The sequence below is a fragment of the Clostridium estertheticum genome (assembly GCF_018861295.1).
Lineage (GTDB): Bacteria > Bacillota > Clostridia > Clostridiales > Clostridiaceae > Clostridium_AD > Clostridium_AD estertheticum_D.
Genome location: NZ_JAHLDM010000001.1, coordinates 298,321 through 316,046, shown reverse-complemented (window position 1 = coordinate 316,046; position 17,726 = coordinate 298,321). Strand labels below are relative to the sequence as shown.

The window sequence follows — 17,726 nt, the reverse complement described above, 5'->3', positions numbered from 1 at the left end:
TTTAAGGAGGAACAAATATGAAAAGTAAAAAATTATGGGTTGCATTAACTTTGTCATTAGTACTGGTTACAAGTGGGGTTGTATTCGCCGCTGAAACTTCTACAACTGCCCCAGTAACTACAGTAGCTCACAAAGCTCTTGGAATGGCTAGGACCACAGGGTTTAGAGGATATGACTACGTAACATCTGTGCTTAAAACCAAAGGATTTACAGACACCCAAATAACCGCTGGACTTGCTTCGGGAAAAACAGTATATGAGCTTGCTAAAGAAAAAGGGATGAGCGAAGAACAATTTAAGGCTGCTCTACTCGCTGAAAAGTCTAAAGCGATAGATGCTTCTGTTACAAAAGGCACTATAACCAAAGAAGAAGGCGCTACTTTAAAGGAAAATATAAAAACTAACGCAGCAAGTTGCACAGGCAATTTCGGTGAAGGAAATAAGAATTCAAATGGAGCAGGTAATGTTCACGGAATAAATAAAACTCATGGAAATGGTGGTGGAATGATGGGTAATGGAAAAGGAGTTTCTAAATAAAATTGCAATTCTAAATCAGGTAAATTCATTGCAAAAGTGGGACCAACAAATAGTTGGTCTTACTTTATATTTAATATTACATACTAGATGTATGGAGCCTGTGAACATAAAACCCACCAATAAATGCTTCAGGATTATACACTATCTCCGTGTTCTTAAAAAAAATTTTCACTTTTTCCGCTATGACAAAAGGTATACCTTCAACGTCTATAAAAAAATCATCAGTTCTTTGTTTATCCAAAACAAGTCCTAGTGCAGGTGTTCCACAACCAAAGGCTGTGACTTCTAATCTTATAACTCCATTTTCTTTGGATTCCATTAATTTTTTTAATACTTCATTTACTTGTTTATTAAATTTTATATTCATTTTACATCTCCTTAATTTATAAAACTTAAGATTATTATAGCATAAGAAAAATGAACCCTTAAATTAATATTTTTCCTAAACAAATTCAGAAAATCTCTGGATTTTTTCTTTTAGTTCTAGAAAATTAATGTATCTTGCTTGTCTTACTATCTCTTTTCCTTCTAAAAATATAATAATTGCAGGAATAGTAAATATACCAAAAACACTAGCTACAGATGGAATGTTTTGAATTTCTACATGGCCACTCACAACTTTAGGCTGTTTTTTAAGTAGTTCTTCAATTCTTGGTAAAACATCATCACACACGCTACACCCATCTGATGAAAAATATAACATAACAAATTTATTTTCTTTAATAAAATCTGTTATATCATTTATTGAATTTAAATTCTTCATAACTTTACTCCTTCTTTATGCTTTCTTGTTTATACTCCCCTAGGGTATATTAAAAATTATAGGTGCACCTATCCTTCTTGTCAAATATCAATTTAATTTTTCCATAAACTACTTTAACGTATATAAAAATATTTAAAATATTATATTGAAGTTTTTGAATAATGATGATATTATATACCCACGGGGGGTATGTAATGTCATTTACTTTAAAACCCTGAAAATAAATTTCACAGTCAAGATACATATTAAAATCGTACTTTATTAATTGAAAGAAGGGAAAAATCATGAATACTATATTAACCATAATATTAATCTTTGTAATAGCTTATATAATATATCCTAAAGTAGTAATTAAATTTAATAAAAATGTAACAAATATTTCTGGAGCTGAAGCCCTTAATCTTATAAAAGAAAATAAGGACCTTATTGTTTTAGATGTAAGAACTAAAAGCGAATACCAAACAGGACATATAAATGCTTCTAAGCTAATGCCTGTTAATGAGATTGCTTCAAGGATTAAAGAACTAGAAAAGTTTCGTGGCAAAGCAATTTTAGTACATTGTGCATCAGGTGGAAGAAGTCCTAAAGCCGTTAATGTATTATTAAAAAACAAATTTAGTCCCATATATCACATGAATCATGGACTAGCAGATTTTAATGGGAATTTAAAAAAATAATTAATTATAAAGATAATATTAAAAAATAAAGTAAAACACATTGGGGGACTTACTATTAAAAATTTATTTGAACTATGGAAGAAATATTCGTATCTACTCTTGTTAGCATTTATTGTTGTGGGCCTATTTGATTTTAAAATAGGTATGGCAGCAGTCATTTGTATGATTGCACCCATAATTGTATCAATATTCAAAGGAAGATTCTGGTGTGGCAACTTATGCCCACGAGGAAGTTTTTATGATAATGTCATGTCTAGATTTAGCAAAAAAAAAGCTGTTCCTAAATTTTTAAAATCAACTTATTTTAGAGTATTTGTAGTTCTATTTATGTTTACCATGTTCGGTTTAGGTATAAAAAATAATTGGGGAAACCCAACTGGAATCGGCATTGTATTTTATAGGATGATAGTAGTTACTACTCTGCTTGGAATTGTGTTATCATTTTTCTATAGTAATAGAACCTGGTGCCATTTCTGTCCTATGGGAAGCTTAGCCGCATTCATATCTTCCTTTAGAAAGAACAAAAAAGTATTAGAAGTATCTAATACTTGTGTCAGCTGTAAGATTTGCGAAAAAAAGTGTCCTATGGGCATCTCCCCTTATAATTATAAAGGTGATGTTTTAAGCCATCCAGATTGTATTCAATGTGCTAAATGTGTAATAGCTTGTCCCAAGAAGTCTATTGGGTATGATAAAACAAAGAATTTTCAAGTAAAAAACATAAATAAATAGTATAATGTTGCATTAGACTTAAAATGACCATGTTATAAACATCTTACGTATAAATTCAAACAAAATATATAAAAACAAGACTATACTATTATTTTATATATAAATAATAGTATGGTCTTGTAAATAATAAACTCTCATTTTCCTTGAATGTATAATACCTACCATAATCATTGGTAAGTCATAACTACAACTAAAACAGTATCCTACCGCTAATGAATTGTTTTTACTATCAATACTTCTATATCCTTATATATCAAGCATTATTATCTCTACTTTGTCCTTTACACCATTTTTCACAAAAATTTGTTTTTTTACTGCAAAGTACATTTTCCGAACCACAAATAGGACAAATATGCTTGTCCTGTTCATATTTTATTTCATATATAGTATCGCAATTAAAGCATCTAGATTTACAAAATATTGCTCTGTAATTTCCACCACTTATTCTTATAGCCTTTCCTTCGGTCAAAGCAATAGCTATTTTTTTTCTTGCACTATCTATAACATTTTGAAAAGTTTGCCTTGATACCTGCATCCTTTGCGCACATTCTTCTTGATTTAATTCTTCAATATCCTTTAATCTCATTGCCTCAAGTTCTTCTACTTTTAAAGCTATTTCTTCAATCTCACATTTAGGCTTACCCCATGGAACAAAATAAGTATCATCTGGGAAAAATTCTACCCTTCTACATTTTATTGGTCTTGACATTTTAATTCCTCCCTGCATTTACTACATAATCCTATGAACGTAATATTTGAATCATATATTTCTAAGTTGTTTTCTATTTCTATTTTTTTGTTTAATTTTAAATAGTCAACATTTAAGCTTTGACTATCTATATCACTTATACTATTACATTTATAACATTTCAAATGAATATGCAGGGGGTTTCCACTAAATATTTTCATCTCATAATAGTTTATACGGTTAATGTTTATTTCTTTTACTATACCTAACTCATTAAATACCTTTAACACTCTATAAATCGTAGAAAGTCCTATATTTTTTTCTTTGATACTTTTGTATATCTCTTTTGCATTTAAATGGGTCTTATTATCCACAATAGTTTTTAATATTATTTTTTTTTGCATTGTAAATTTATAACCTTTTTTTTCTATTAGCTTTTTAAAAACTGTAAAATCATCATTCATAAAATCATCCTTTATAATTATTCATTGCAGTGCAACAATCCCTGCTCCCCCTCTTGAAATTTTAACTTCTCCAATCTCAGTATCATAAATTTGAAAATATTCACACCTTCCAAACCTCTTATCAAGTAGATTTTGATTAGTTTTCACATTTGATGAAATCACTATTTTCATTACTATTCCTCCTTTTTATAAACCATTGTTGGCATTGGTGGTGGCATAATTATAATTCCAGCCTTAATGTTTTTAGAAGGATTTTCACAATTAAAAGCACAGGGAACACCTCTGATTGCAATGCTTCCACCGGTTAGTATACTTGCATTTATGGAGTACTATAAAAAAGGAAATACAAATATAGTTGCTGGTATTATTATTTGTATTTCAATGTTAATCAGTGCTAAATTCGGTGCTCAATTAGCAAATATAATTCCAATAAATATAATGAAAAAAGCATTTGGAATTTTTATTATTTTAGTTGGAATAAAAACTGTGTTTTGGAAATAAATCAACTCTAATCTTATTAATTAATAGTGTCTACGAAATTTATGCACTAATTATACTTTTGAAATGTTTTTTTAAAAGAAACATTTCATATAACTATACTATTTTAATAACATTTCCGGTATTATTATATGTGTATTTATCTTTAAATTCATGCTTAATCTTTTCTATAGCATATTTCCCAGTGCAATGAGACATTGCCAAAAGAGAAATGTCTTTTTCTTTAAAATAACTAATTGTATTTTTTAGTCTTTTCTCACTTGCTTCAACTAAATGAGTTCCTCCAACAATACCATAGATTGTCATACCTGTACGCTCTATAATCGTTTCTAAAATATTAACTATACCTACATGAGAACATCCTACTATAACTATCAAACCTTTTTTATGCTTCAGTACTAATACTTTTTCATCGGAAAAATCATCTACTATGTAATTTTCATCTTGCTTTATTTGAAAGATTTTATTTATCTGTTCAAATTTATTGCTTGCTTTAAAATTAGAGAATATCATTATGTTTTCAGTAATATAAAATATATCTTCTTCAATATATTTTACTTCAATATTATTTTGATGAATATATTCCTTATCAAAGGAATTACCAATATACTTATAATTATCTTTTTCAACTAATTTATATTTTTTATTAAAAAAATTTTTCCCCACAATTAACTTATATGAATTGTAATTTTTATTAACAAATTTCCGAATCCCGCCAGTATGATCATAATGTCCATGACTTAACACAACATAATCCAATTTATTTATATTAATTTTCAACAATTCAGCATTTTTAATAAAATTGCCACTTTGACCAGTATCAAATAATATTTTCTTTTCTTCATATTCTATATAAAGAGACAACCCATGTTCACTAAATAAAAGATTGTCATCATCAGGATTGTTTTCAATAATAGTTGTTATTTTTAAATCCATATTAATCACCAATTCCTCTTTATATTTTTTATCTATATCCTCATAAACAAAAATCTTTCGTTAACAAAAATGCCTTTATATTATTCTCATTTATAATTACTCCCTATATTTTAAATTAATAAATTTAAACTTTAAATATTGGTCCTTTAAATATTGTTTTAAAGTTTAAATAATTCTTTTATTATACTCCACATATCCTCAATAGCTTTTTCGGCTATACTTTCTTTATAACAAGTAATAGGTTTTAACTCATTTATCGATTTCATAACAATATCATCATATGGAATTTTACCAACTATTTTTAAACCTTTATCATAAACAAAGTCTTCTATTTCCTTAGCTACTTCTTCATTTATATCATATTTATTTATACAAACCATAGTAATAACTCCAAAATGTTCACATAATTCTACTACTCTCTTTAAATCTCCAAGACCTGATTTTGTAGGTTCTGTAACAGCGAGTACCGCATCACTTCCTGTTATTGATGCTATAACAGGACACCCAATACCTGGTGAACCATCTAGTATAGTTAGTTTCTCTTTATCATTAAATTTTCTACCATTTTTTCTAAGAAGCGTTACTAGCAGTCCTGAACCATCACTACCTATATCCATTTCTGCTCTTGAAATTATACCTGTATCTAGTTTAGTAATAAATGTTTCTGCTGTTTTTTCCGATTTTAAACTTATAGCATTTTGTGGGCATACTAATGTACAAGAACCACACCCCTCACAAGCAAATAAATTTATTTTACAATTTTCTATAGCTTCAAATTTACACACAGTCTCACATATAGCACACTTGGTACAAAGAGATTCGTCTATTACAGCTTTTTTACCACCTATAAATTCACTTCTTTCGATATCTTGTCCTTTATAAAACATATAAAGATTAGGTGCATCTACATCACAATCTATTCTTGTTACATCTTTGGCAAGTTCAGCAAGCGCTGTTGCAATTGTAGTTTTACCCGTTCCACCTTTACCACTTAAAATTACTAGTTCCAAGATATCACCTCCTTTACTTCCTTTGAAAGTTCATCAAATAGTGTTTTATGATGTGGATCATCATATAATATTTCTCCCTTAGAATAAAGTACTGCTGTATTTTTACTATAAGGAACAGTTCCTAACAACTTTATTTTTTCTTCCTTGCAATATCTTTTTATTATATTATCTTTTTCGTCATCCTTATTTATAACTATACCAAAAGGTATATTATACATTTTTACAACTCCTACTGCCATTTTCAAATCATGAAGTCCAAATTCTGAAGGTTCTGTTACAAGTATTGCTACACTCGCATATTTTAATGCACTTACTACACTACAAGAAGTGCCTGGAGGACAATCAATTAAATTAACTCCCCCTGATATATTTTTAAGCAATTGTCTAATAACAGGTACTGCCATAGGTTCATTTACATTTAAAATCCCTCTACTACAATTTATATTTCTTACTTTCCCGCTTTCAATTTTACCTGTTTGTCTTTTATTATAAGTTATGACATTATACTTACATGCAAGTTCACAAGCTCCACATCCATGACATAATTTAGGAAAAAGTAAAATTTCATCTTTCACTTTTGCAAGAGCGTTAAATTGACATGCATTTACACAAGCCCCACAAGAAGTACAATTAGATTTATCTATAATTGGGTACTCTACCATAACTTTTTCCGTTTTATCTACTATAGGTTTTAAAAATAAAAAACCATTTGGTTCTTCAACATCACAATCTATATAATTCGCCTTTAATGCAAGAGCAAGATTAATTGAAATCGTAGTTTTTCCTGTTCCTCCTTTTCCACTAAGAACCGCTATATTCATTCCCATTCTACTTACCCCTACCATGATACGCAGGACCACACATTTGTATTTGTTCTAATTCGCTTTTATTATATTTCTCAAGTACTGAACTTATAACAATGCTTTCACACTTATATGCCTTAATTTCTGCTTTTTCAATAAGTTCAAAAGCATTGGGACCAAGATTACCTGTTATAATAATATCTATATTTTCATCAATTATTTGATTAGAAGCAAGAATACCTGCTCCACCACTAGCATTTTGACCCTTATTTTCCATAACTTTTACTTCTCCACTTTCAGTATCATGAATTTGAAAATATTCACATCTTCCGAACCTAGTATTCAATAAATCTTCATTAGTTTTCCCTGTTGATGAAATAACTATTTTCATTACTATTCCTCCTCTATTTAGATATTGGCATTTGCTAATTTGATAATACTACTATTTTCAGTTATTGTCAAATGCCAATAACCGATAGTGTAATTAAATAAATCTGTAAATGAACCTCCAAAAACATTATGCATTCTAAATTAATATCCATATTTATCTTCCAAGTTTCATATTTCTACCACGTCTATGTCTATGACAAATACAATCATCACAATTTTCTTTGTCCTCAAAATCACTACAAAGCTTATAATTTCCTCCTTCTATTTTTAATAACTTACCATTTACCAAACTATCAGCTAATTTTCTGCGAGCATCATCATATATTCTTTGCACTGTTGAGCGTGCAACTCTCATTACGCCTGCAGTTTCCTCCTGATTTAACCCACTCAAATCCATAAGTCTTATAGTTTCATATTCCTCTACTGTCATTATTATTAATTCACTTATATTTTCAGATATATCTACGGGTCCAAATATATTTACTCCCGGCAATGTACAAACTCTTCTCCATTTTTTAGGTCTTGCCATTATTACACCTCTTTACTTTCATAATCATCTTTAATTTCAAATTTATATTTTTTCACGTATTGTGATTAACTTACATATAAATAAATAAGGGGTGAAAAATCACCCCTTATTTACTTGTCATCCTGAGAAGTATTTAATTGATTATTTATTAAATTGAGTCTATTTTCAAGATTAATTTTTTCTTGTGTAAGTAAATCCTTTTGGTTTACAGGATTAATTGAATTATTAAAACCATTCATTCCTAAACCCATTCCACAACCGCCTCTTCTACCTAACCCTAATCCCATACCGAGGCCTCTAGTTCCACCTGCAGCATTAGTTACATTACAATTGCCCATACCTCTTCCTGTGTTTGATCCCATTCCTCTTGGACCTCTACCATCTCTTCTAGCCATGAAAACATCTCCTTTATTTTTTAGTTTTGGGCATTTGCCCCTTACAACTTTTATTATACTATGTTTTGGGCATATGTCAATAACTAATTTTGATAATTTTATTTTTTATAAAATATTTCTTATCTTAAAAATCATAAGTACCACTACTATTGTGGCTACTTAACTTCCACATCTACTGCTATATATCCTGGTGCAGACTGTGTAATCGCAAGTATTTCCACAAAATAATAGACTATATTATTGTTTACACTAAACAACAGTATAGTCTTATAAATATAACACATAGTTTTATACCATTTCACCATCTAAACTGCTAATCCAAGGATTCATTCCCTGTTTTACTCTATAATCATTTATAGCTGCATGTATAACTTCTTCTGCTAAAACCGAGCAGTGCATTTTAATTGTTGGGAGCCCGTCTAATGAATCTGCAACAGTTTTATTGGTAATTTTCCAAGCGTCTTCAAGTGTTTTCCCCTTAATAATCTCCGTAGCCATACTACTAGATGCCACAGCAGAGCCACATCCAAAAATCATAAATTTTGTATCTACTATTATATTATTTTTAACCTTAATAAATATTCTCATTATATCTCCACACTGTGCATTTCCAACTTCACCTATACCATCAGCATCTTTAATTACACCCACATTTCTTGGGTTCATAAAATGTTCCATCACCTTATCACTATACATCTCGCACACCCCCATACTTTAAATTTTATATAATATAAATATAAATTAATCTCTATATCCATATTATAATTTGACAATTTCATATTACTACCTTGCATAGTTATTATCATATGTAGTTTAAATAACTTACACAAATTTTATTTTATAGTAATTTTTCATTCTTAATACTATCTAAATATTATGATAGTATTTTATTGCTCCTATAATATTGTAATGCAATTGCATATTCAATTCTTTTTCTTTGCATATTGCACCCAATTTCATAAGGCATTAATGTATCTCCAGTAGAATTATAATTATTAGCTTGACAACCTCCACTACAATAAAATCTTGCCCAACAATTTTTACATTCTGGTTTATTATATATATTAGATTTTCTAAAATCTGTTGACATCTCTTTATTTTTAATGCCATCATACACATTTCCCATATAAAAAACTTTATTGCCTACAAATTGATGACAAGGGTATATATCCCCTTCTGGAGTTACTGCAATATATTCAAAACCAGCCCCACAACCAGATATTCTTTTATAAATACATGCCCCACCATTAATATTGATATTAAAATGATAAAAAATAACATCATCATGCTTTAACAGTTCTTTAAAAATGATATCATACTGTTCATATATTTGTTCTAAATATTCTTTTTTAATAGATAGAGGATTATCGGCTGATAACACCACTGGCTCAATTGAAATCTCCTTAAATCCAAGATTTATAAAATGTTTTATATCTTTAGAAAAATCTAAGTTTTGTGATGTAAATGTTCCTCTTATATAATACTGTTTTTTAGATTTAACTCTTCTTTCAACCATGCTCTTTACTTTAGGAAGAATATCATCATATGTTCCTCCACCATTAATTTTTATCCTTATACTATCTTCTACTTCTTTTCTACCATCAATACTTAATACAACATTCACCATGTTATCATCTAAGTAATCCATAATATCTTCAGTTAACAATGTAGCATTTGTAGTAATCGTAAATCTAAAATTTTTATTGTATTGTTTTTCTTTACTTCTTGCATAATCAACTGTTCTTTTAACAACATCCATATTTAAAAGAGGTTCCCCTCCAAAAAAATCCACTTCTATATTAACTCTTGTGCCTGAATTTTGAATTAAAAAATCAATACTTCTTTTAGCAACATCAAAACTCATTAATATTCTTTGTTGATCATAACCTTCTCCATCAGCAAAACAATATTTACATCTTAAATTACAATCATGAGCGATATTAAGACATACAGCTTTTATGTAATCAGGCTCTTTTTCAAAATTTTTAGCAATATATTCATATTTATCTTCAGAATATAATTGATCTTTTTTTATAAGTTCTTCTATTTCGTCATAGCAGTCATTTAAAATGTTTTTATCATATTTTTCTCTGTATTTGTTTATGACATTACTTCTACTCTCAATATTATTTTCATTAACTATTTCATATATAATCTTATCTACTACATGAATAGTTCCAGAACTTACATCTAACATAAAACAATCATCATTACATTTAAATTTGTGTATATCATTCATTAGTTTATTATCCTTTCTCTATTTGTTTACTATTTGTATAATAAATAAGGGGTGGTACCCCACCCTCTTATTTATTCTCCTAAGAAGTATTCAATTAATTATTTATTGAATTAATTATATTTTTTTCACTACTAGATAAGTTCAATTTTAGAAAAATCTATTTCTCCTTTAATATCAACTATTTCTCCATTACAATGCACATATTCAATTTTACCTACAAACATTTCATGTGAGCCAGTAATTATAGAATCTACTACTGTACATTCTATGTTTATAGGACAATCTGCTAATAAAGGTGCATTTACCTTTATTCCTTCTTCAACTTTAATATTAAGCTTTGAAAACTTATCTTCATCCCTACCACTATGACTACCCAAATAATCAAACATTTCCTTTTGCTGCTTTGTAGCAAGATTCACTACAAAACATCCTGTTTCCTTAATAATTTTATATGAATATCTTGAAGGTACAATACCAACCATAACCATTGGTGGATCATAGCTACAATTGCAACAATATCCTACTACTAATGCATTATTTTTACCGTCGGTGCCTCTACAAGAAACCACTGTTTTAGCCATTGGTTGAAGACATGATTTCATATTACCTTGAACTTTACTCATAATAATTCCTCCATTATTTGTATAATTTATTTTTATAGTAACCATCTGAAAGATACAATGCACCTATAGGGTTATGTGCAAGTACTCTATCCTTAACCGCAAAAACAGTTATAGGCGCACTAGAATATTTTATAAATAGCGAATCGTGTCCTACACATAATCCCAAAATAATATTTAAATCTGTTTTGGCTTTGTTTAAAAAAATAGCCTGTCCAATAGGGTTACACATCGCTTCATAAGTTCCAGGTCTTACCTTTTCATTTTCTTTAATTTTCAAAAACTCTTTAGGTATACTCCCATTTTTGCATACTACTGAATTAACCTCAAAACCATTATGTTGTAGTATTGAACATAGTATTTTCGCTTCGTTACTTAGCCCAACACAAAAAGCCACTCCTAGTTTCTTAAAGTTGCATTTATTTGCAAAATCTATTGTCTCTTCAAGTCTTGTTTTTATACAATATCCTTCTGCTTCAACTAATGCAGAGTTGTATGATAATTTATAATTTTCATCTTCAAGATATAATTTCTTTATTTCTTCCTGTTCTTCGTTTTCATTACATGGACAATTAAGTGGTGATTTTTCTAGTTCTCCCTTTTTACAATGATGTTCACTGCACATAGCACAAGTATACATATTATCACCTCAATTTTTCGTGTTTAAACCCTGACTATCTACATCAATCATATTATTACATTTATAACATTTATAACATTTTAAGTAAATATGCAGAGGCTTTTTAAAAGATATTAAATCATCCTTTATAATTATTCATTACAATGTCCTTCATTTTCATGTTCATGCTTCGTGCAAACACTACCTGTTGATTTTAATTCACCATCTATATATTTTTGTACTACATCATCACAAAGACCTTGTGCACCCACTACTACCTCTATACCGTTTTCGTTAAATAAATTCTGAGCTGTTTCTCCCATGCCACCTGCAATAATAAGATTCACATTTAATTCCTTTAAAAATACCGGAAGATATCCAGGTTTATGACCGGGATTCTTAACAAATTCTTTTTTTAATGCCTTAGCTCCATTTACATCATATATTGTAAATCCTTCACAAAATCCAAAATGTCCGCTTACATTTTTTTCTTCACTTGCTACTGCAATTTTCATATTAACATCCTCCTTAAAATTAACAAATCCTATTACTTTTTCAGTCAAAGCTTTAAATTTATCATCTAATACCTTACTTATATTACTTTTATTGTTTATAACATCTATTATTTCTTTACTCATTGGAAGCTCACCAATAAGTTGTATATTCATTTTATTTAAAAATTCTTGTGTGTTACTGTTATCAAAAAATCTTATTTCCTTTTCACAATTTGGACAAACAATATAGCTCATATTTTCTACTAGTCCGATTATTTTAATATTCATTTTTTTTGTCATATTAATAGCTTTCGCCACTATCATAGAAACTAAATCCTGAGGTATTGATACCATTACTATGCCATCAATAGGAAATGACTGCATAGCTGTAAGTGCTACATCTCCTGTACCAGGTGGCATATCAATAATTAAATAATCAAGTTCTTCCCATAATACATTTGTCCAAAACTGTTTAACTGTATTTGCTATCATAGGACCTCTCCATATTACTGGTTGCTCTTCATCTTCAATAAGTAAATTAAGAGACATCACCTTAATACCATCCTCTGTTGTTACTGGCCAAATATTTTCTTCAGAGGTTTCTGCTCTCTTGCCCCCTAAATTCAACAATTTAGGTATGCTCGGTCCTGTAATATCTGCATCCAGTATCCCTACTTTGTAACCCTTCTTGTTTAGTTCTTTAGCTAATAAAACTGAAATTGTTGATTTACCTACTCCTCCTTTACCGCTCATAACACCTATTACTTTTTTAATATTATTGATTGGATTATTTTCCATCTTGATACTTTCTTCATACTTACGTTTCTCATTCGACTGAGCTGAATCATTACTTGCCACCAAAATTCCTCCTTATTTTTGTTCTTTAACAGATAATTATTTACATATCTTTAGCTTTCTAAAAATATTGAATCATGCTTTATAATTATTCATTACATTGTTCTTCATGTTCATGCTGCGTACAAACACTTCCTGTTGATTTTAATCCACCAGCTATATAACTTTGTACCACATCATCACAAATGCCTTGTGCCCCAACTACTACTTCTATACCATTTTCGTTAAATAAATTCTGTGCTGTTTCACCCATGCCACCTGCAATAATAAGATTTACATTTAATTCCTTTAAAAATACTGGAAGATATCCAGGTTTATGACCAGGATTCTTAATAAATTCTTTTTTCAATCCCTTACCTTCATTTACATCATAAATTATAAAACCTTCACAATAACCAAAATGTCCACTTACCAATTTTCCTTCACTTGCAACTGCTATTTTCATTTAAAATCCTCCTTCTATTTATAAATAAATTTTATTTTACACACTCTTTTAAAACATTATAGGTATACTCTATTATTTCATTACAAGAAACTCCTTGTTTCTTTAATTGTGAGCATTCAAATGTACCATATTTTTCTTTCACTTTACTAATTATTTCCTTTGTAAATTTTGTTGATCCATTTTTAGTCGTCGCTTCTTCTCTTCCTTTTAATGTTCCTAATGCCATAAGTGCTCCTGTAACTGCTCCACAAGTACTTCCTACCATCATCCCTGTACCAAAAGGACTAGCAATTGAAATTGGGATATTAGCATTATTTTCTTCATTAAACGCCTTTATTATAGATTCTGCACAATTATATCCTTGCTTACGATATTCTAAAACGTCTGTCATTTATATCTGCTCCCTATTTTTAAGCTATAACTATAACTATAATATTTTTTAATTTTAATAATTCTATATAAATTCTTTTATATTGCTCCACATATCTTCAATAGCCTTTTCTGCTATGCTCTCTTTATAACAAGTTATAGGTTTTAACTCATTTATCGATTGCATAACAACGTCATCATATGGGATTTTCCCTACTACTTTAAAACCCTCTTGTGAGCATAAGTTTTCAATTTGCTTTGCTATTTCTTCATTAATATCATATTTGTTAATACATACCAGTGTGCAAACTTCAAAATGCTTACAAAGAGTCATTACTCTCATAAAGTCTTCCATACCTGATTTTGTTGGTTCGGTAACAATTAAAGCTATATCACACCCTGTTACGGATGCCATTACAGAGCACCCTATACCCGGAGAACTATCTACTATTGTTAATTTAGTTTGTTTGTTAAATATACCTTTAAATTTTTGAACTAATGAAGAATTACTATCTTCCCTTTCTGATTCTTTTTTCTTATATTCTTCACTATTTTTTCTTAATACAGTAATAAGCTTTCCTGAGCCCTCACTTCCAACTTCCATTTCCGCTCTGGCTAATATTCCTTTAGAGTCTTTTGTCATAAATACATCTGCACTTTTTTCATTGGTTAATTTAACAGCATCTTCAGTACAAACAATAGTACACGCTCCACAGCCTTCACACTTATAAATATTTACTTGATAATCTTTTATTGCATCAAACTTACAATACTTTTCACATAAGCCACATTCAGTACAAATGGTTTTGTCTATAATAGCTTTTTTACCTCCATAGAAGTCTTCTTTCTTTAAGTCTTCCCCTTTATAAAACAGATAAAAATTAGGAGCATCTACATCACAATCTACTTTTATAGGATCATTAGCAAGTTCTGATAAAGCAACAGCAATTGTAGTTTTACCAGTCCCTCCTTTTCCACTTAATACTACTAATTCCATACTAGTGTCTCCTTTACATTTTTAGCAATGTTCTCGAAAAGGCTTCTATATTCATCATTTTCTATAAGCATTTCACCTTTTGAATACTGTTTTGCAATACTCCTACTATAAGGTAAAGAACCTACTATGGGAATATTTTCTCTTTTACAATATTGAGTTATTATATTTTCATCACTTACACTCTTGTTAATTGCTATACCCATAGGCATATTAAATTTTTTAACAAGCTCCACTGCCATTTTTAGATCATGTAATCCAAATTCCGAAGGTTCAGTTACAAGTATAGCTATATCTGCATTTTGGAGCGTATTTACCACATTACAAGAAGTTCCAGGTGAGCAATCAAGTATGTTAGTATTTTCACCTAAATTACATAAAAGTTCTTTAATAATTGGTACTGCCATAGGTTCTCCTATATTTAATACCCCTCGTTTACACTGAATATCCTCTAAATTTCCTTCTTCAATAATTCCAACAGTTCTTTTCTTATACTCTATTGCATCATATTTGCATATAATTTTACAAACTCCACAACTATGACATAATTTTTCGAAAAGTATAATACATTCGTTGATTCTTGCTAAAGCATTAAACTGACAAGCATTCGCACAATCTCCACAATGTTTGCATTTAGTATAATCAATAAAAGGGTAATCGGTCTGTACCTCTTTCTTATTAATATTTAATGGCTTTAGAAATATAAATCCATTTGGTTCTTCTACATCACAATCAATGTAATTTGCTTTTAAAACTAATGCAAGATTAGTTGAAACAGTTGTTTTACCTGTCCCCCCTTTTCCACTAAGTACTGCTATATTCACTGTATAATCCTCTCCTATCTACTAGTTTGATTAATGAAGTGAAGGTCCAGACATTTTTATTTCTTCAAGTTCACCCTTATTATATTTTTCAAGAACTGAACTTATATCCATAATCCCACATTTATAAGCCCTAATTCCAGCTTTTTCTATAAGTTCAAAAGCATTAGGTCCAAGATTTCCTGTGATTATAACGTCTACTTTTTCTTCAATTAATTGGTTAGATGCAACAATACCTGCTCCCCCACTTGAACTTTGGCCTTTATTTTCTGAAACTTTAACTTCTCCACTTTCAGTATCATGAATTTGGAAATATTCACACCTTCCAAACCTCTTATCAAGTAAACTTTCATTAGTTTTTCCGTTTGATGAAATTACTATTTTCATTACTATTCCTCCTTTTTTATAATCAATTGTTGGCATTTGCTAATTTCATATTACTCTTATTTTTTGTTATTGTCAAATGCCAATAACAAAAATGCAATTATACTATTTCCTTTACTTATTATTATTTATATTTCCTCACCATTTAGTGAAAATGAATTAGCCTTTGAAATATATACATTAATTAATTGCCCTATATGTTCAGGATTGCCACAGAAGTTAACCACCTTTGAAGTTCTTGTTCGTCCCGTTAACTTAGTACTATCATTTTTACTAAAACCTTCAACAAGAACTTCAACTGTTTTACCTTCATATTCTTTGTTTTTATTTGCGCAGCATTCATTTATAGCCACAACTAGTCTATTAAATCTCTTATGCTTTATATCCTCTGGAATTTGATTAGTCATTTCATTTGCTGGTGTACCTTTTCGTTTAGAATAAATATAAGTAAATGCAGAATCAAATTGCACTTCCTTAACTAAACTTATAGTTTCTAGTAAATCTTCTTCACTCTCACCAGGAAATCCAATTATAATGTCTGTAGTAATTGCTACATTTGGTATTTTTATTCTTATTTCATTTATTAGATCAATATACTGGTTTCTATCATATTTACGATTCATTTTTTTCAGAAGCTTGCTAGATCCTGATTGAACAGCAAGATGTACATGCTCACAAACATTTTCACAATCTGAAATGGTATCAATCACTTTACTTGAGAGATCCTTAGGATGAGACGTCAAAAATCGAATTCTCTTTATATTAGGAATAACATTTACCCTTTTTAGAAGATCAGCAAAGTCGACTTTAGGCTCTAAATCTTTTCCATAAGAATTTACATTTTGACCAAGCAGAGTTATGTCCTTATATCCCCGTTCCACTAAATCTTTAATTTCATTTTCAATATCAATTGGTTTTCTACTTCTTTCTCTACCTCTTACATAAGGTACAATACAATAAGTACAAAAGTTATTACAACCATACATTATGGTGACATAAGCTTTAATACTATTATCTCTATCAACTGGAATACCTTCAATTATCCCTTCTTCTTTACTTGAAATTTCAATAATTGATTTATCTTCTATGCGAGCTCTATGTAAATATTCAATAAATTTGTGTGAATTATGAGTTCCAAAAATTATATCAACAAACGGATATTTTTTTAGTATTGTTTCTGGCATACCTTCTTGTTGCATCATACATCCACAAACTGAAATAATTAAAGAAGAATTAATCTTTTTCAACCTTTTCAATTCCCCTAAATTTCCATAAACTTTAAACTCAGCATTTTCTCGTACGCAGCAGGTATTAAATATAATAACATCAGCTGATTCTTTTATGTTTGTTTTAATATATCCAAGCTGCATTAACATACCAGATAATTTTTCTGAATCTTCCTCATTCATTTGACAACCCCAAGTTTCTATATAATATTCTAATATATTATTAATCATAGTTGTGT

At 29.3% G+C, this 17,726-nt stretch carries 25 protein-coding genes and 1 pseudogene; 4 read left to right on the top strand and 22 right to left on the bottom strand.

Going from position 1 to position 17,726, the window contains the following annotated elements:
* The first annotated feature begins 17 nt into the window (after positions 1–17).
* A complete protein-coding gene (locus KPL54_RS01380; RefSeq protein ID WP_216103915.1) occupies positions 18–536 on the top strand; it encodes a hypothetical protein in 519 nt (172 codons plus the stop codon).
* Between the two features lie 76 nt (positions 537–612).
* On the opposite strand, the gene KPL54_RS01375 is transcribed toward KPL54_RS01380, so the two are convergent.
* Together KPL54_RS01375 and KPL54_RS01370 are read right to left on the bottom strand one after the other, a co-directional pair.
* Complete coding sequence (locus KPL54_RS01375) at positions 613–903, bottom strand: iron-sulfur cluster biosynthesis family protein (RefSeq protein ID WP_216103914.1); 291 nt, start codon at positions 901–903, stop codon at positions 613–615.
* 75 nt (positions 904–978) lie between these two features.
* Positions 979–1,299 (bottom strand): thioredoxin family protein, encoded by a 321-nt coding sequence (locus KPL54_RS01370; protein ID WP_216103913.1) that lies wholly within the window; start codon positions 1,297–1,299, stop codon positions 979–981.
* A gap of 284 nt (positions 1,300–1,583) precedes the next feature.
* Between KPL54_RS01370 and KPL54_RS01365 the strand changes: the two genes are divergently transcribed.
* Together KPL54_RS01365 and KPL54_RS01360 are read left to right on the top strand one after the other, a co-directional pair.
* On the top strand, positions 1,584–1,976 hold the full coding sequence (locus KPL54_RS01365) for a rhodanese-like domain-containing protein (protein ID WP_216103912.1): 393 nt from the start codon (positions 1,584–1,586) through the stop codon (positions 1,974–1,976).
* 54 nt (positions 1,977–2,030) lie between these two features.
* A complete protein-coding gene (locus tag KPL54_RS01360; RefSeq protein ID WP_268038741.1) occupies positions 2,031–2,708 on the top strand; it encodes a 4Fe-4S binding protein in 678 nt (225 codons plus the stop codon).
* Positions 2,709–2,961: 253 nt separating this feature from the next.
* Here the strand turns inward: KPL54_RS01360 and KPL54_RS01355 are convergent, their stop codons facing one another.
* The 3 genes and pseudogenes from KPL54_RS01355 to KPL54_RS01345 all read right to left on the bottom strand — a co-directional run.
* Positions 2,962–3,417 carry a DUF134 domain-containing protein gene (locus KPL54_RS01355; RefSeq protein WP_216103910.1) on the bottom strand — a complete coding sequence of 152 codons (456 nt, stop codon included), beginning with the start codon at positions 3,415–3,417 and terminating at the stop codon, positions 2,962–2,964.
* Complete coding sequence (locus KPL54_RS01350) at positions 3,402–3,860, bottom strand: Fur family transcriptional regulator (RefSeq protein ID WP_216103908.1); 459 nt, start codon at positions 3,858–3,860, stop codon at positions 3,402–3,404. The genes KPL54_RS01355 and KPL54_RS01350 overlap by 16 nt, the downstream gene beginning before the upstream one ends.
* A 30-nt stretch (positions 3,861–3,890) precedes the next feature.
* A pseudogene (locus KPL54_RS01345) lies at positions 3,891–4,031 on the bottom strand (NifB/NifX family molybdenum-iron cluster-binding protein); the annotation flags it as partial.
* Between the two features lie 24 nt (positions 4,032–4,055).
* Between KPL54_RS01345 and KPL54_RS01340 the strand changes: the two are divergent.
* Entirely contained in the window at positions 4,056–4,361 is a 306-nt protein-coding gene (locus KPL54_RS01340; RefSeq protein WP_268038739.1) for a TSUP family transporter, read from the top strand.
* A gap of 93 nt (positions 4,362–4,454) precedes the next feature.
* Here KPL54_RS01340 and KPL54_RS01335 read toward each other — a convergent pair whose 3' ends face one another.
* From KPL54_RS01335 to miaB, 17 genes are all read right to left on the bottom strand, one after another.
* Positions 4,455–5,294 carry an MBL fold metallo-hydrolase gene (locus KPL54_RS01335; RefSeq protein ID WP_216103903.1) on the bottom strand — a complete coding sequence of 280 codons (840 nt, stop codon included), beginning with the start codon at positions 5,292–5,294 and terminating at the stop codon, positions 4,455–4,457.
* 158 nt (positions 5,295–5,452) lie between these two features.
* Positions 5,453–6,304 carry an ATP-binding protein gene (locus KPL54_RS01330; RefSeq protein ID WP_216103901.1) on the bottom strand — a complete coding sequence of 284 codons (852 nt, stop codon included), beginning with the start codon at positions 6,302–6,304 and terminating at the stop codon, positions 5,453–5,455.
* Positions 6,295–7,125 carry a P-loop NTPase gene (locus KPL54_RS01325; RefSeq protein ID WP_216104320.1) on the bottom strand — a complete coding sequence of 277 codons (831 nt, stop codon included), beginning with the start codon at positions 7,123–7,125 and terminating at the stop codon, positions 6,295–6,297. Before KPL54_RS01325 ends, KPL54_RS01330 begins: the two co-directional genes overlap by 10 nt.
* Positions 7,126–7,132: 7 nt before the next feature.
* Positions 7,133–7,498, bottom strand: coding sequence for a NifB/NifX family molybdenum-iron cluster-binding protein (locus tag KPL54_RS01320; RefSeq protein WP_216103899.1), 366 nt, complete (start codon positions 7,496–7,498; stop codon positions 7,133–7,135).
* 153 nt (positions 7,499–7,651) lie between these two features.
* Positions 7,652–8,026, bottom strand: a complete 375-nt coding sequence (locus tag KPL54_RS01315; protein WP_216103897.1) for a DUF134 domain-containing protein — start codon at positions 8,024–8,026, stop codon at positions 7,652–7,654.
* Between the two features lie 110 nt (positions 8,027–8,136).
* Positions 8,137–8,421 (bottom strand): DUF5320 domain-containing protein, encoded by a 285-nt coding sequence (locus tag KPL54_RS01310; RefSeq protein ID WP_216103895.1) that lies wholly within the window; start codon positions 8,419–8,421, stop codon positions 8,137–8,139.
* 288 nt (positions 8,422–8,709) lie between these two features.
* Entirely contained in the window at positions 8,710–9,117 is a 408-nt protein-coding gene (gene nifU / locus KPL54_RS01305) for a Fe-S cluster assembly scaffold protein NifU (protein ID WP_216103893.1), read from the bottom strand.
* A gap of 178 nt (positions 9,118–9,295) precedes the next feature.
* Complete coding sequence (gene scfB, locus KPL54_RS01300) at positions 9,296–10,660, bottom strand: thioether cross-link-forming SCIFF peptide maturase (protein WP_216103892.1); 1,365 nt, start codon at positions 10,658–10,660, stop codon at positions 9,296–9,298.
* A 131-nt stretch (positions 10,661–10,791) separates the two neighbouring features.
* Positions 10,792–11,283 carry a flavin reductase family protein gene (locus tag KPL54_RS01295; protein ID WP_216103890.1) on the bottom strand — a complete coding sequence of 164 codons (492 nt, stop codon included), beginning with the start codon at positions 11,281–11,283 and terminating at the stop codon, positions 10,792–10,794.
* A 13-nt stretch (positions 11,284–11,296) separates the two neighbouring features.
* Positions 11,297–11,920 (bottom strand): DUF1847 domain-containing protein, encoded by a 624-nt coding sequence (locus KPL54_RS01290; RefSeq protein ID WP_216103888.1) that lies wholly within the window; start codon positions 11,918–11,920, stop codon positions 11,297–11,299.
* A 131-nt stretch (positions 11,921–12,051) separates the two neighbouring features.
* Positions 12,052–13,251, bottom strand: a complete 1,200-nt coding sequence (locus tag KPL54_RS01285; protein WP_268037229.1) for a P-loop NTPase — start codon at positions 13,249–13,251, stop codon at positions 12,052–12,054.
* 85 nt (positions 13,252–13,336) lie between these two features.
* A complete protein-coding gene (locus KPL54_RS01280) occupies positions 13,337–13,693 on the bottom strand; it encodes a NifB/NifX family molybdenum-iron cluster-binding protein (protein ID WP_216103886.1) in 357 nt (118 codons plus the stop codon).
* Between the two features lie 31 nt (positions 13,694–13,724).
* Positions 13,725–14,084, bottom strand: coding sequence for a C-GCAxxG-C-C family (seleno)protein (locus KPL54_RS01275; RefSeq protein ID WP_216103884.1), 360 nt, complete (start codon positions 14,082–14,084; stop codon positions 13,725–13,727).
* A 63-nt stretch (positions 14,085–14,147) separates the two neighbouring features.
* A complete protein-coding gene (locus KPL54_RS01270) occupies positions 14,148–15,059 on the bottom strand; it encodes an ATP-binding protein (protein ID WP_216103882.1) in 912 nt (303 codons plus the stop codon).
* Entirely contained in the window at positions 15,050–15,880 is an 831-nt protein-coding gene (locus KPL54_RS01265; RefSeq protein ID WP_216103880.1) for a nucleotide-binding protein, read from the bottom strand. The genes KPL54_RS01270 and KPL54_RS01265 overlap by 10 nt, the downstream gene beginning before the upstream one ends.
* A gap of 30 nt (positions 15,881–15,910) precedes the next feature.
* Positions 15,911–16,264, bottom strand: coding sequence for a NifB/NifX family molybdenum-iron cluster-binding protein (locus KPL54_RS01260; protein ID WP_216103878.1), 354 nt, complete (start codon positions 16,262–16,264; stop codon positions 15,911–15,913).
* 125 nt (positions 16,265–16,389) lie between these two features.
* Positions 16,390–17,718, bottom strand: a complete 1,329-nt coding sequence (miaB, locus tag KPL54_RS01255; RefSeq protein WP_216103876.1) for a tRNA (N6-isopentenyl adenosine(37)-C2)-methylthiotransferase MiaB — start codon at positions 17,716–17,718, stop codon at positions 16,390–16,392.
* Between the last annotated feature and the right edge of the window lie 8 nt (positions 17,719–17,726).

Coding starts and splice junctions, on each gene's coding strand:
- KPL54_RS01380 (WP_216103915.1), top strand. CDS start 18: ATGAAAAGTAAAAAATTATGGGTTGCATTAACTTTGTCATTAGTACTG.
- KPL54_RS01375 (WP_216103914.1), bottom strand. CDS start 903: ATGAATATAAAATTTAATAAACAAGTAAATGAAGTATTAAAAAAATTA.
- KPL54_RS01370 (WP_216103913.1), bottom strand. CDS start 1,299: ATGAAGAATTTAAATTCAATAAATGATATAACAGATTTTATTAAAGAA.
- KPL54_RS01365 (WP_216103912.1), top strand. CDS start 1,584: ATGAATACTATATTAACCATAATATTAATCTTTGTAATAGCTTATATA.
- KPL54_RS01355 (WP_216103910.1), bottom strand. CDS start 3,417: ATGTCAAGACCAATAAAATGTAGAAGGGTAGAATTTTTCCCAGATGAT.
- KPL54_RS01350 (WP_216103908.1), bottom strand. CDS start 3,860: ATGAATGATGATTTTACAGTTTTTAAAAAGCTAATAGAAAAAAAAGGT.
- KPL54_RS01335 (WP_216103903.1), bottom strand. CDS start 5,294: ATGGATTTAAAAATAACAACTATTATTGAAAACAATCCTGATGATGAC.
- KPL54_RS01325 (WP_216104320.1), bottom strand. CDS start 7,125: ATGAATATAGCGGTTCTTAGTGGAAAAGGAGGAACAGGAAAAACTACG.
- KPL54_RS01320 (WP_216103899.1), bottom strand. CDS start 7,498: ATGAAAATAGTTATTTCATCAACAGGGAAAACTAATGAAGATTTATTG.
- KPL54_RS01315 (WP_216103897.1), bottom strand. CDS start 8,026: ATGGCAAGACCTAAAAAATGGAGAAGAGTTTGTACATTGCCGGGAGTA.
- KPL54_RS01310 (WP_216103895.1), bottom strand. CDS start 8,421: ATGGCTAGAAGAGATGGTAGAGGTCCAAGAGGAATGGGATCAAACACA.
- nifU (WP_216103893.1), bottom strand. CDS start 9,117: ATGTATAGTGATAAGGTGATGGAACATTTTATGAACCCAAGAAATGTG.
- scfB (WP_216103892.1), bottom strand. CDS start 10,660: ATGAATGATATACACAAATTTAAATGTAATGATGATTGTTTTATGTTA.
- KPL54_RS01295 (WP_216103890.1), bottom strand. CDS start 11,283: ATGAGTAAAGTTCAAGGTAATATGAAATCATGTCTTCAACCAATGGCT.
- KPL54_RS01290 (WP_216103888.1), bottom strand. CDS start 11,920: ATGTATACTTGTGCTATGTGCAGTGAACATCATTGTAAAAAGGGAGAA.
- KPL54_RS01280 (WP_216103886.1), bottom strand. CDS start 13,693: ATGAAAATAGCAGTTGCAAGTGAAGGAAAATTGGTAAGTGGACATTTT.
- KPL54_RS01275 (WP_216103884.1), bottom strand. CDS start 14,084: ATGACAGACGTTTTAGAATATCGTAAGCAAGGATATAATTGTGCAGAA.
- KPL54_RS01270 (WP_216103882.1), bottom strand. CDS start 15,059: ATGGAATTAGTAGTATTAAGTGGAAAAGGAGGGACTGGTAAAACTACA.
- KPL54_RS01260 (WP_216103878.1), bottom strand. CDS start 16,264: ATGAAAATAGTAATTTCATCAAACGGAAAAACTAATGAAAGTTTACTT.
- miaB (WP_216103876.1), bottom strand. CDS start 17,718: ATGATTAATAATATATTAGAATATTATATAGAAACTTGGGGTTGTCAA.